An 11,849-nucleotide genomic window follows, 5' to 3' on the forward strand; every position below is an offset into this window, starting at 1 on the left:
CTAAAGTTAGCCGGGTTAAGTAATTTTTAATCTTTCGTTTTGTCTTTGAAAAGCTTTTAATTGACGAAATAAAAGCTACCTGCATGGACAAGAGGAAGGTTATAATAAGGCACTCGCTCGCGAGCATAATAGCTTTGGCTGTCTTTGGGGGAAGCAGGTTCCTCTACAACGTTGTTGTGGCAAGGAGGTATGGAGTAGAGATCCTTGGAGAGGTAAACTCTCTAATTTCACAAGCCTTCCTGCTTGCCGGCTTCCTAGCCTTTTTCTCCGTGGGTTTGGGCAAATTCACGGCGGAGTTCCTGGGGAGGAGAGAAGAGGAGAGAATCAAGTCGATAACTAGCGTTTCCTATGCTTTTCCTCTCTTGGGGCTTCTCTTAGCTCCAATTAATCTTCAGCTCGCTGTTCTCTCTGTACTGAGGGCCTTACAGCTCACGTTCCGCTCGTTCATCTACGGACTTCACAGAGGAGAGGTCTACGCTTACGCGGTTCTCTTGGGCTTTCTGGGCTTCCTTGTGGGCTTTCTTGATGGGGTTTTGATGCCCTACTATCTCCTCTTGGGCATGATTTCAGGGTTTGGCCTTGCTTATTCAATGAAATTCCTGGGGAGGCCCAGGGTAGGGGAAGTTAAAGGGCTCGTTAAGTACTCGGGCTGGGCCTTCTTGGGCGGTATAGCTGGTATATTCCTAATCCAGGCCCCGTACTTTCTCACGGAAAAGCTTGCAGGCTCTAGGGTGGCGGGAGCTGTGTCGGCAATGCTCTCAACTTCGTTCCTGCTCTCTTACATGCCTCAGGTGCTCCAATCCGCAATCGTTCCCCTTTACGCCTTCGACTATGGCCGAGGTAGAAGGGAGGAAATTAAAGCTTTAGCAGAGGAAGCAACCACTCTGCTTTCCCTGCTGACCGCCTTGGCGGTATTCCTGATGCTTCTCCTCTCAAACCTCTTGGAGAATATCTTTAGAATAGAGTTTGGGTGGTCCTTCCTCCTTTCCCTTCTAGCTGTTGAAGTCTACGTGGTTTTCAACCCCCTGATAAACGTCCTGAGCGCTACGGAGTACATAAAGAGATCCGCCATATACTCCCTTACTGGTGCCCTCGTTTCCCTTCTTCTGTGGCTCTCCCTAATTCCGAGAATTTATGAGGTGGGAACATTCCTGGGGCTTTTGGCTGGATATTCAATTATATTCCTGCTCGTTCTAGCCGAGACAAGAAGGAGGTTCGGGGTAAAAATTACATCAATAAGGCCCTTTGTATTGGCGATGCCCTTTCAGGCGATTTCAATAAAGCTCCCAGTTCTGGGCTTAATTGCTTACTTACTCATAGAATATAAAGATTTGAGAAGAGCGGTCAGGCTTTTCCTCCGTGGTATAAAATCCTAATTATCTCATCTGGGAGCTTCTCGTTCTTTATCCTATCCTCGATTATCTTCTTGTCGTAGTCGACCTCGACGAACTTCACCCTTAGGGTTTCGGCATCTATCAGGGCGAAGGTTGCCTTGTGCTCCCTTGCTGGTGGGAAGCCCACGCTTCCGGGGCAGACGACCCTTCCGTACCTCGTCATTGCATCTACAGGATACCTCGGGCTTGCCACTATGAGCATCTCGTACTCTTTAACTGGCCTCATTATTGCCTCGTAATAGCTCGTTGGCTGGTCTGGAAGCACTTCTCCATCGAAGGGGTTTATTGGGCTACCGTAAACCCCGAATATCTCGTTGTCTCCTATCTTGTCCACGAGGTAAACCGGGAGATCCCTCAGGAACTCCCTACCCTCATGACCAAGCTTCTCCCACGTGTACTTGAGTGAAGCCTTGAGGTGCTTTGGTATCTCAAGCTTGTCTATATAATCCGGCCCCTCCGCGTGGGGATCACTCATGGCGATAAACTGGTCGTACTTACCCCTAATTATCTTCACCCTCTCGCTCTTCGCAAGATCCTTAATGGCATCTATAACCTCCCTAGGATAGGGGAATAGGCCGACTATGTTGCCCAGGATGTAGTACTTCTCGATCTCGTACCCTTCCTCCTTCATCTCCTCTATCTTCCCCAGGGCCGCCGTTAGGGCCGGAAGGTTTCCTGCTATGTTAGCGAGAACAGCCACGTACACCATCTTACCACCCCCTAGAACTTTTCTTTACCCAAATTAACTAAAATCCTTGAGGTATTTAAACCTTTTGATTGAGAACCTTCTCCCATATTTTGATCGCCATCCACTTGTCCAAGAATTCGTTGAAGGTTCCGCACTTGGGTGAATATATGCAGGCGGGACACCCGTCCTTGCATGGGCACTTGGCTATGTGCTCCTTACTCCTCACCATCAGCTTTTCAATGTTTTCGTATATTGGCCCTATTATTCCGGAACCCCCTTCGTTCCCATCATAAATGAACACCACCGGAAACCCGTGATAGTCGTCGTAGCTGTAGCCTCCAAGCTCCCTGGAGTCAACGTGCGTTACAACCGGAGATATCTTTATCAGGTTGTGCTCTATCGCGTGGAGGCCCGAACCAATGCCGTCCTTGCTGTCTATCATCTTCTTTACGGCGAAGACGAACTCAGGATCTGCTATTCCAGAGTCTTTTGAGTGCTTAGCTATAATGCTCCTTATGTAGTGGGTAGTTGCCCCCAGGAGCGTTGGGAAGAGCATCTTTCTCGATAGCCTGTTGTAGAGGAACATGGCTAATTCGGGATCAACTTCCGAGGCCTTTGCGAAGAACTCCCTGAACTCCTCTACGGGAACTGATTCTATCTCCCTGGGGAACACGAGCCAGATTCCCTCGGTTTCGAACTCCCTAACGTAGGGAGAGTCGAATGTCACCCTAGCGAACTTCCACCAGTCCTCGAAGTAGGTAACGGAGTACTCAACCTCTCCCTTCAGTACTCCCTCTTCCCTTAACCTCTCAAGCCTCTCCACGTGCCTCTCAACGTCCCTCCCCTTGACGGCGTAGCCGGTGTACTCGTGCCTAACCCTAAGCCTTCCCATGAACACCTTGACGGGCCCTACGGACTTATCCCTATAGGTTTCTAGGATCTCTATGCTCTCAACCTTGCTAACGTTCGTCTCAAGATCCTCCTGCATTGGGATCTCGCGGGCGAATACGAAGTGGAACTTCTCCCTCTTCACCTTGTCAACGGCCATGTAAAGTCTGCCCCTAGAGGGGTAGACCATCCCTGGGAGGAGGCTCCTGTGGAACTCGAGCTCGTCAACCTCCTCAACTATCATCTTCCTCTTCTTCAGGTAGTTTATGAACCTGAGAAGCTCAGTCCCGCTCCTCCTCATAAGCCCGGCCCTAACCCAGGGCTCATCCAAGACCAAGAAGAAGCTCTCATCGCTCGTCGTCCTTATCGAGGAGTAGTTAGCCGGCTTTCTTATCCTGACCTCATCCTTCCCAGTTATCGGGTTCTTCTGAACTTCAACTGCTCCCTCGCTCCTCAGCTCCTCAAAGGCCTTAAGCCAGTAGTCAGGAATCTCCTCAAGCTCAATGACGCCGAGCTCGGCCAGAAGGTAGTGAAGATGCTTTTTGGCTATCCTCTGATTGTTGAGATTTACCGGAATCCTCTCAACGAGTCCCTTCTCTATCCCCTCCACGAGCTCGTCGAAGTGCTCCTTGTAGTAGTAGTCGAGACCGTTCCTCCTCAGTATTATGGCATTTATTGCAACCCTGTTTGGATCCCTCCCAGCCCTTCCGAACCTCTGGATTAAAGAGAATAAACCATCTGACGGAATTCCGTAGTTTATCACAGCGTCGAGATCGCCTATATCTATACCGAGCTCAAGGGCATTTGTCGTTAGCAGAACCTTGAGGTGGCCTTCCTTAAAGTCCCTCTCTATCATCCACCTCTCTTCCTTGGTTAGGGTTCCCTTGTAAGTGGTTATGCTGTCAAACACGTCAGAAAAGAGGAACATTCTCATTACCCTCTCGGTTCCCCTCCTTGAGTCAAAGAAGACTAGGGTTTTGATGCCCTCCCTCACTAGCCTTTCAACTATCTGCCTTATTAATTGTTCACCAGTGAACCTCCTGGGCTCGAACATCACTATGTACCTCTTTGGACTCGGGCTTCCGGACCTAGTTACCTCCTCGAACTCCACCCCAAAGAATTCCCTGGCGAACTCTCCTGGGTTCCTGAGGGTTGCAGATAAAGCCAGAATCTGAGGATTTGAGCTTAATCTCTTGAGCCTAAAGAACAGCCTTCTGAAGACAAAGGCCACGTTCGTTCCAAAAACCCCCCTATACACGTGTAGTTCATCAACGACCAGCAGTTTGAGGTTCTTGAGCAACCACCTGTACTCCATCCACCTCGGCAAGATGTTGTGGTGGAGCATGTCTGGGGTCGTGAAGATGACGTTGGGCTTCTCCCTGAGTATCCTCCTCCTTTCGCTCCACTCCACGTCCCCGGTTAGTATTTCGGCCTTTACTGACCTGCCGGATACTTCCTTAAAGATTGCATTTTCGCGCCTGAACTTCTCCATTTGATTGTTTATCAAGGCTCGAGTCGGGTAGATCAGGAGAAAGGTTGAGGAGGGATCCTCAAGGAACTTGTCGAAGATGAACAGCCTGAATATCTCGCTCTTCCCGCTCGCGGTCGGAGTTGAAACTACAACGTTCTTCCCCGCGTACAGCTTTTCGAGGGCCTTCACTTGGTGGGAATAAAGTCTAAACCCAAGCCTCTCAACTAGCTCGTTGACTTCCTCATGCCTAAACTTGAACTCCCCATACTCACCAAAGCGGGGAGGTATCTCGTGGACGTTGACTATCTCGCTCTCCAAGCCTTTGAATACCTCTATCATTTCAGCTCCTTCAGGAATTTTTGAACGCCCTTAGGTAGTTCAACATCCTCTCCCTTTTCAAGCTTGTGCAGCTCCCTCCTGTAAGCTTCAAGGGGAGCACTTTCCTTCCCCAGGAACTCGGCGAAGGTTAACGGCCTCTTGTCGAGCTCTTCAAAGAACTTCTCGTAACCCTTATCCCTAACCACGTGGTGGTCTATTATCAGCTCGGCGTTGGTTTCGGCTATTATCCTGTTTATGTTCCTAATTCCTATGTCCCTGACGTTGCCCACCCTGTGCGTTAGGTACGTTGGAGGGCCTCCCGCGAATATAACATCAGGGTTCTTCTCGATAATCCATTCAATGGCCCTATCGTTTATAAGCTGGGTATCGCTCGCGTGCAGGACGGATTTTTTGCCGTCATCCACCAGCGTCATCAGCACGAAACCTAGCTTCGACCCTTCCCTTCCGTGAGGCACCGGAGGAGAGAACTCTACGGTGAAGCCGCCGAAGTCAAAGGCCCTTGAGTCGGCAAATTCTATTTTCTTTGCGATTGGATTTGCATTCTTCAAGAACTCGTGAGCCCTCTTCCTCTGGCTGTGGTTTATGTTCTCGGTCGGATGCTTTATCAGCAGAATCTTCCCCGTGTAGATTTCCTTAGCTTTTTCAACGGATGAGCTCTCATACAGGCCCTCAAAGAAGGGAGTGTGGTGGTCGTAGTGGTAGTGGGAGATAGTTATTATCTCAGTCCTTTTCGCGTATTCCTGAATCTTCTCCCTAGCTAACGCCAGGGCCTTCATCTCGGATTCTGCGGGCGGAAGGGAGTATCTTTTCGGCCCTAGGGCAACCCCAGGATCTATCAGAATTCCCGTTTTGCCCACCTTAAGGTAAAGGGCAAGGCTCCTAACTCCAAGGCTCTCCGATGCTAAGGGGATTATCTTCATACTTTACCCTCCCGCCAGAATAAGGCCAAAAGAATAGAATTCTGGTGGTCCCGCGGCCCGGATTTGAACCGGGGACCTGCGGATCTACAGTCCGCCGCCACTACCAGGCTAGGCTACCGCGGGACCCTACTGTAAGCCCCAAATTGATCTCACCAAAAGTGGGTTTATAAACTTTTCGCGGAGCGACTTATAAACCCAGCTGAGAACTAGATTTATGCAGTGCCCTTTCTGCACTCCAGAGCCGAGAAATCTCCTGTACGAGGACGGGCTGATAAGGATACTCGTTGACAGCTATCCCGCAAACAGGGGGCACCTGCTCGTAGTCCCAAAGAGGCACGTCACCAGAGTTGAGGATTTAACTTGGGAGGAGAAGCTTGCGATAATGAAAGGCGTGGAGAGGGCTATGGAAGCCTTGAAGGAAGTGCTATCGCCGGATGGCTTTAACGTTGGAATGAACATTGGAGGAGTAGCAGGCCAAACCGTCGAACACTTACACGTTCATGTGATTCCTAGGTACAGGGGTGACTGCAACTTCCCAAGGGGAGGGGTTAGGAAGGCCGTGCTTGACATTGAGGACGAAAACTTGGCAAACAAGGAGAGGTGGGTAAGGAATAGGCTCAGCGAGTGGGAGATAGAAAGGCTGAGGGTGGCTATTAATGGATCTGAATAAAATAGTGCTAGGTGTCGTAGCTGTAATCATAGTGTACCTGGCAATACTAACGATTATCCCATTTTTCTCGGCCCTATTCTTCGCGTTTGTAACCGCCTATGCCCTCGAACCAGTACACGTTAGGCTGTCCAGGAAAATTGGGGTTAGAAAGTCTGCCATTGCACTAACCCTGCTCATTCTCATGATAGCACTCGGAACCCTGCTCCTCCTCGTGTACACCCTCACTCCCGTGGTGGATCAAGCCTACCTGTACCTTTCAGATGCAGAAAAATTCATAAAAACAGTCCAGCTCCCAATAGGCTCAATTGAAGAGCTGACGACTCAGGCGATAGAGAAGGGAAAGGAGTACCTTGTAAATCTAACGTTCTCCATTCCAAAGTATCTCCTCCAGACGGTTGTGTATCTAGCGTTCGTGTACTTCTTCTTAATAAAGAGGAACGCAATTCGCGAGTTGCTCGTGTTTGAAGATGAGAGGCTCAACAGAATAGTAGAGCGAGGAAACTTAACGCTCCAGGCACTCATAAGGGCATGGCTCCTTCTCAACATAGCGAAGGGCTTTCTCATGACCCTTGGCTTCATAATGTTCAGGGTTTCAAACCTTCCAACGGCGATACTCGCTGGGATACTCACTATCCTCTTCTCCTTCGTTCCGTTGTTTGAGGGCTGGATGATATGGGTGGCGGGCAGCTTCTACCTCTTCAAGCAGGGGCACCTGCTCTCGGCCTTAGGCTTGGCAGTTTATGGAGCACTCCTGGTCTCTCCAACACCAGACTTCACGATAAGGCCAAAGCTGGTTGCCAGGGAAGCCAACTTTGATGAGACTATAGTTTTGATAGGAATGATAGGCGGAACCTGGGGCCTTGGACTTAAAGGGCTCATAATAGGCCCAATAGTCCTCAATGTGGCAATAGAAATGCTGAAGGAGTGGAAGAAAATCACAAACCCTCCACGATCTTGACTCCTTTCTCCTCCATTTCCTTAAGCGCCTTCTCCTCACCTTCCGGAGTTATTCCCTTGACGGCATCCTTGAGCAGGTAGACCTCAAAGCCGTGCTTAACTGCATCAAGGGCCGTGGCCCTTACGCAGTACTCCGTAGCAACTCCACAGATATAAACCCTCTTCACGCCTTTCTCCTTAAGTATCCCCGCCAAGTTTGTCCCTTCAAATCCCGAATAAGCCTCCTTGTCGGGGTCAGTTGCCTTGGATATTATCACGGCATCCTCGGGCAAGTCAACAACAAATTCGGCCCCTGGGGTGTTCTGGACGCAGTGCTTAGGCCAAGGACCGCCCCTCTCCCTGAAGCTGATATGGTTCTCCGGGTGCCAGTCTCTAGTTGCGACTATAAGTGCGCCCTTTTCCCTGAACTTCTTTATGTACTCGTTCACCTTAGGTATTATCTTGTCCCCGTCAGGAACTGGTAAAGCCCCCCCGGGCATGAAATCCCTCTGCATGTCAACAATTATGAGTGCCTCCTCGGGCATGCTGATCACCATGGTATAAATAAGCTGAAAGGAAAGTTAAGGTTTTGGTTGACAGTATGACCTCTGGATTGGCATCAACTTTTTAATTTTATCCATGTACCCTTAGCCCATGAAGGAGGTTAAGGTATCTATTTTCGGGTTTGGTACCGTTGGCAGGGCTTTAGTTGAGATAGTGTCAGAGAATCCAGAGGTTGTTGGAGTTAAAATAAAGGTCGAATCAATAACCGATAGGAGCGGAACCGTCTGGGGCGACTTTGACCCCCTTGAGGTTAAAGAAGTAAAGGAGAATGCAGGGAGAATAAGCGCTCTTGGGGACTATGAGGTGTACTCCTTCAAGCCCAAGGAGCTGATTGAAGAGGTAAAACCTGACATCTTGGTTGACGTAAGCAGCTGGGACGGAGCGTTCAGCATGTACGAAGTGGCCCTTAAGGAGAGGGTCAGCGTCGTTACAAGCAACAAGCCGCCAATAGCTGAGCACTACGATAAGCTTAGAGAGCTCGCGGAGGAGTCAAAAGCTGGAGTGTACTTTGAATCTACGGTTATGGCCGGAACTCCAATAATAGGCCTGCTCAGGGAGAACCTCTTAGGGGAGAATATAGAGGAGATACTGGCGGTTCTCAATGCCAGCACTACCTTCATCCTTACAAGGATGGAAAGTGGTAAGAGCTTTGAGGAAGCATTTGAGGAGGCAAAATCCTTAGGAGTTCTAGAGGAGGATCCATCAAAGGATATAGATGGAATCGACGCATTTTACAAGGCGAAGATTCTCCACTGGGTCGCCTACGGAGAGCCTCCCGAGAAAACCGAGAGGGTTGGAATAAGGGAAGTTGAGGACGCCAAGAACGTGAGGTTAGTTGCTAGAGTTTCAAAGGGCGAGATAAGCGTTAAGCCAAGGAAACTTGAAGAGAACAGCCCTCTCCTTGTTTCAGGAGTTTACAACGCCGCAATAATAAGAACGAACAACCTTGGAGAGCTCGTCCTCAAGGGGAAGGGTGGAGGAGGAAGGGTCACAGCCAGCGGCGTGTTCACGGACATAGTTAAAGCGGCCTTAAAGTTCCCGAGCCCCCGCTAGTGCCTCTCCTTTATCCTCATCGTATACTTTGGATAAATTTCCTTTGTGAACCTCACGAACTTTGTCTTTCTTGGACTCTTCTTGATCCTTATCTCAACGTCTGGAGGTAGATACTCGTAGTACTGGCCGTCTATTGCCATTACTATCTCTCTATCCGTCACTAGCCTTACATCAACGGTAGAATTGCCGGGGACTATCATTGGGACTGAGGTCCTGGGGAGAGGAAGAAGAGGGACTATAATTATAGTATCGAGCCTTGGATCAACGAAAGGTCCGCCTGCTGACATGGCGTAGCCCGTAGATCCCGTAGGAGTTGATACAACCAGTCCATCGGCCCTCACTTCATCGGCAAGTCCTCCATCTATATAATAGCGAAGGTGGATTATCTTCCCAGGAACTCCCGTTAATATTGCAACTTCGTTCAGTGCATCTGGAACCTTGTTCTCCCCGTTTATATACGTCCTCAGCTTTATCCTCTCGTCGATGTAGTAGTCACCCTCAAGCAGCCTGTTTATCGCGAAGAATGTTTCTGGAGGCTCAACTTCCGTGAGAAATCCAAGGGTACCCATATTTATGCTTAAAATTGGGATGTCCTTCTTGGTCTTGTGTTCTATCCTCAGGATCGTCCCATCCCCACCTATAGCTATTATGAAATCCACGTCGAAATCCTCTAAAGGTATGACATCTTCTTTCTTGAAATGAGGGAAGTTTTCATATGTTTCAGAATCAACTACAACTTCATAACCACTAACCTTGAGAAAATCATACACCCTATACGCGAGCTTCAAAGCTTCTTCCTTGTCCCTCCTAGCGACTATCCCGAACTTCATAGAAATCGAAAGTTTTCCGAGGTTTGCATTTTTAACTTTAGTGCTTATCCATTGGAATAAACTACAACAAACTCCACGTTGCTGATGAAAATTACTACGAGACCTATTAGTCCAAGCTTTAATGCTGTGGAAACTATCCTCGGGTAAGGCCTCGGGAAGTCGTGGGTTGAAACCATAACCGTCCCCTCGTCCCAGATTAGAGCGTCCTTGGGCATCTTCATTAAAGTTAGGGCAACTATTATGTCCCCAACCGAGCCTGCCGTATTAAGCACGAATATGAAGGCCCAGAAAAAGGAGTTGAATAGTTTAGCAAGGATCAGCGTGATTGGTGAGAGAATAAAAAGGGGGGCTAAGGTAGCCTTAATGAAATCTCTAGCCTTGATCTTCATGTTAGTTGACACGTAAGGGGCAATATCTATCTTGGTCACCATTGCCACTCCAAACTTGACCCTTGCCCCAAGGAGCTTAAAGGCGACGGCGTGGAGACCCTCATGAAGGATCACTAAAACAGCGAGAGGTAAGAGGACATGCCTCAGCACGTCAGAAATCGAGCTCATCTCAACTCCTACGTCACCTACTACTACCTGAGCAAGCTTCGCAGATAGGAAGAATAATATAAAATACAGAGAGATTATGTCCCATGTGTACTCCCTAAGATTCAGCTCTCCCATTTAGTACTCCCTCTCCACTATGAACCTAGCTAATAACTCCAGATCTCTCCTCGCGGTGCTGTCAGGGAGAGCCTTTAGGGCTTCATTGGCCTTATCGACGAGATCTTTTGCGACCTGTGAGGCGTACTCTATGCTTCCATACTCCTTCAGCAGCTCTATGGCCTCCATAACCTCAGCCTTAACATCCTCTTCAATTATACCCTTACCCTTCACATCACCCGCGTACCTTCCAAACACCCTCATGAACTTCTCCTTGGCTTTTTCATCTGCATTCTCAAAGAAGTGGGCAACTATGAGCGTTTTCTTCCCCTTCCTTATGTCGCTACCAACGGGCTTGCCCAGCTTTTCCTCGTCAGCTATTAAATCGAGAACGTCATCCCATATCTGGAAGGCTATACCCACGTTCCTTCCCCAAGTTGAGAGGGCTTTGATGTACTCCTCATTCTCCGTGCCAACGATTCCTCCTATAGTAGCTGAAGCGTCAAACAAGGCCCCGGTCTTCCCACTCACCATCTTCATGTACTCATCTATCGTTACAGTTTCCCTCTTCTCGAACTCTAGATCCATTGCCTGACCTTCGCAGAGCTCGTTTGAGGCCTTAACTATCGTCTCCAGAATTCTGGCCTTCTTCTCCGGACTAACTTCAGCCCTTGATACTGCTTCAAAGGCCTTACTGAAGAGCAGATCCCCAGCGAGAATTGCCATGTTTATTCCCCAGAGCTTATGTACTGTAGGCTTGCCCCTTCTCGTCTCGTCCATATCCATTATGTCATCGTGAACGAGGGAGTAGTTGTGGATTAGCTCTATGGCAACCGCTGGATAAACAGCACTTAAGGGGTCGCCGCCAACGGCCTCAGTTGCAGTTAAAACAACGAAAGGCCTGACCCTTTTGCCACCTGCCAATGGGTAGTGTCTCGCCGCATCATAGAGGACTTTTGGTTCCTTTTCAGGGATGAGCTCGAATAACTTTTCGTCAACGAGTTTAGCCTTTTCCTTAATCCTTGCGAAGAGTTCGTCATATTCTCCCATTGCCGTTCCCTCCGAGGACAATAAGTAGCCAAGGATGAAAAAGGTGAAGTCTTTATGAGTTTTACTTTATTGCCGTAGAGTATAGTGATGCCAAACTTAACCAAAAATCAGGAAAACAATTTAGTTTTTCTGGGTATCATCTTCATTTTTCTCATTTGGTGGTATCACAGTGATGTATGGTGGCCCTAATCCTACCGTCTTCGAGAACCGTTATCTGCTCTCTCAACCTTATTTCCTACTTTATGCTGAACCTTGCATCGCCTACGTTCACACCCACAAATCTCGCATTGTCCTTATCAATCTCGACAAGTTTTATCAGCTCGTTTATTGTCTCCTCCCTACATCCCCATCTTATCATCCCTATTCCTGGGGTTGAGAATTTTTTCTTCCCATTAT

The 11,849-nt window shown here is 48.7% G+C and carries 12 protein-coding genes and 1 tRNA gene; 4 read left to right on the top strand and 9 right to left on the bottom strand.

Translation table 11 applies throughout. From position 1 onward, the window contains the following. Positions 1-83: 83 nt before the first annotated feature. Positions 84-1,376 (top strand): lipopolysaccharide biosynthesis protein, encoded by a 1,293-nt coding sequence (locus tag A3L04_RS05450; RefSeq protein ID WP_068576917.1) that lies wholly within the window; start codon positions 84-86, stop codon positions 1,374-1,376. Here the strand turns inward: A3L04_RS05450 and A3L04_RS05455 are convergent. The 4 genes from A3L04_RS05455 to A3L04_RS05470 form a co-directional block, all read right to left on the bottom strand. After that, positions 1,345-2,103: a metallophosphoesterase family protein gene (locus A3L04_RS05455; RefSeq protein WP_068576915.1), complete on the bottom strand. Its 759-nt coding sequence runs from the start codon at positions 2,101-2,103 to the stop codon at positions 1,345-1,347. The two genes, A3L04_RS05450 and A3L04_RS05455, sit on opposite strands and share 32 nt — an antisense overlap. 55 nt (positions 2,104-2,158) lie before the next feature. Next, positions 2,159-4,780, bottom strand: coding sequence for a DEAD/DEAH box helicase (locus tag A3L04_RS05460; protein ID WP_068576913.1), 2,622 nt, complete (start codon positions 4,778-4,780; stop codon positions 2,159-2,161). Continuing rightward, entirely contained in the window at positions 4,777-5,700 is a 924-nt protein-coding gene (locus A3L04_RS05465; RefSeq protein WP_068576911.1) for an MBL fold metallo-hydrolase, read from the bottom strand. The genes A3L04_RS05460 and A3L04_RS05465 overlap by 4 nt, the downstream gene beginning before the upstream one ends. Positions 5,701-5,745: 45 nt before the next feature. Further along, positions 5,746-5,823: transfer RNA gene (locus A3L04_RS05470), tRNA-Tyr, on the bottom strand. A gap of 91 nt (positions 5,824-5,914) precedes the next feature. On the opposite strand from A3L04_RS05470, the gene A3L04_RS05475 reads away from it, so the two are divergent. Together A3L04_RS05475 and A3L04_RS05480 are read left to right on the top strand one after the other, a co-directional pair. Then, positions 5,915-6,370, top strand: coding sequence for an HIT family protein (locus A3L04_RS05475; RefSeq protein WP_068576909.1), 456 nt, complete (start codon positions 5,915-5,917; stop codon positions 6,368-6,370). After that, positions 6,357-7,328 (top strand): AI-2E family transporter, encoded by a 972-nt coding sequence (locus tag A3L04_RS05480; protein WP_068576907.1) that lies wholly within the window; start codon positions 6,357-6,359, stop codon positions 7,326-7,328. The genes A3L04_RS05475 and A3L04_RS05480 overlap by 14 nt, the downstream gene beginning before the upstream one ends. Here the strand turns inward: A3L04_RS05480 and A3L04_RS05485 are convergent. Next, complete coding sequence (locus A3L04_RS05485) at positions 7,306-7,851, bottom strand: nicotinamidase (protein ID WP_068576905.1); 546 nt, start codon at positions 7,849-7,851, stop codon at positions 7,306-7,308. The two genes, A3L04_RS05480 and A3L04_RS05485, sit on opposite strands and share 23 nt — an antisense overlap. 109 nt (positions 7,852-7,960) lie before the next feature. On the opposite strand from A3L04_RS05485, the gene A3L04_RS05490 reads away from it, so the two are divergent. Continuing rightward, a complete protein-coding gene (locus tag A3L04_RS05490; RefSeq protein WP_068576903.1) occupies positions 7,961-8,923 on the top strand; it encodes a homoserine dehydrogenase in 963 nt (320 codons plus the stop codon). Here A3L04_RS05490 and A3L04_RS05495 read toward each other — a convergent pair. From A3L04_RS05495 to A3L04_RS11400, 4 genes are all read right to left on the bottom strand, one after another. Further along, a complete protein-coding gene (locus A3L04_RS05495; protein ID WP_068576901.1) occupies positions 8,920-9,753 on the bottom strand; it encodes an NAD(+) kinase in 834 nt (277 codons plus the stop codon). The two genes, A3L04_RS05490 and A3L04_RS05495, sit on opposite strands and share 4 nt — an antisense overlap. Before the next feature lie 44 nt (positions 9,754-9,797). Then, positions 9,798-10,424 carry a DUF3267 domain-containing protein gene (locus tag A3L04_RS05500; protein ID WP_068576899.1) on the bottom strand — a complete coding sequence of 209 codons (627 nt, stop codon included), beginning with the start codon at positions 10,422-10,424 and terminating at the stop codon, positions 9,798-9,800. Further along, the gene (locus A3L04_RS05505) at positions 10,425-11,453 is read right to left on the bottom strand and encodes a polyprenyl synthetase family protein (RefSeq protein ID WP_068576897.1); all 1,029 of its coding nucleotides are present in this window, start codon (positions 11,451-11,453) and stop codon (positions 10,425-10,427) included. It lies immediately after the preceding gene. Between the two features lie 235 nt (positions 11,454-11,688). Continuing rightward, positions 11,689-11,811: a hypothetical protein gene (locus A3L04_RS11400; protein WP_269451362.1), complete on the bottom strand. Its 123-nt coding sequence runs from the start codon at positions 11,809-11,811 to the stop codon at positions 11,689-11,691. Positions 11,812-11,849: the final 38 nt, after the last annotated feature.

The organism is Thermococcus chitonophagus (assembly GCF_002214605.1).
Lineage (GTDB): Archaea > Methanobacteriota_B > Thermococci > Thermococcales > Thermococcaceae > Pyrococcus > Pyrococcus chitonophagus.

Excerpts from the sequence above, each read along its gene's own strand:
- A3L04_RS05475 (WP_068576909.1), top strand. The coding sequence starts at position 5,915 with ATGCAGTGCCCTTTCTGCACTCCAGAGCCGAGAAATCTCCTGTACGAG.
- A3L04_RS05485 (WP_068576905.1), bottom strand. The coding sequence starts at position 7,851 with ATGCCCGAGGAGGCACTCATAATTGTTGACATGCAGAGGGATTTCATG.
- A3L04_RS05505 (WP_068576897.1), bottom strand. The coding sequence starts at position 11,453 with ATGGGAGAATATGACGAACTCTTCGCAAGGATTAAGGAAAAGGCTAAA.
- A3L04_RS11400 (WP_269451362.1), bottom strand. The coding sequence starts at position 11,811 with ATGATAAGATGGGGATGTAGGGAGGAGACAATAAACGAGCTGATAAAA.
- A3L04_RS05460 (WP_068576913.1), bottom strand. The coding sequence starts at position 4,780 with ATGATAGAGGTATTCAAAGGCTTGGAGAGCGAGATAGTCAACGTCCAC.
- A3L04_RS05490 (WP_068576903.1), top strand. The coding sequence starts at position 7,961 with ATGAAGGAGGTTAAGGTATCTATTTTCGGGTTTGGTACCGTTGGCAGG.
- A3L04_RS05465 (WP_068576911.1), bottom strand. The coding sequence starts at position 5,700 with ATGAAGATAATCCCCTTAGCATCGGAGAGCCTTGGAGTTAGGAGCCTT.
- A3L04_RS05480 (WP_068576907.1), top strand. The coding sequence starts at position 6,357 with ATGGATCTGAATAAAATAGTGCTAGGTGTCGTAGCTGTAATCATAGTG.
- A3L04_RS05450 (WP_068576917.1), top strand. The coding sequence starts at position 84 with ATGGACAAGAGGAAGGTTATAATAAGGCACTCGCTCGCGAGCATAATA.
- A3L04_RS05455 (WP_068576915.1), bottom strand. The coding sequence starts at position 2,103 with ATGGTGTACGTGGCTGTTCTCGCTAACATAGCAGGAAACCTTCCGGCC.
- A3L04_RS05500 (WP_068576899.1), bottom strand. The coding sequence starts at position 10,424 with ATGGGAGAGCTGAATCTTAGGGAGTACACATGGGACATAATCTCTCTG.
- A3L04_RS05495 (WP_068576901.1), bottom strand. The coding sequence starts at position 9,753 with ATGAAGTTCGGGATAGTCGCTAGGAGGGACAAGGAAGAAGCTTTGAAG.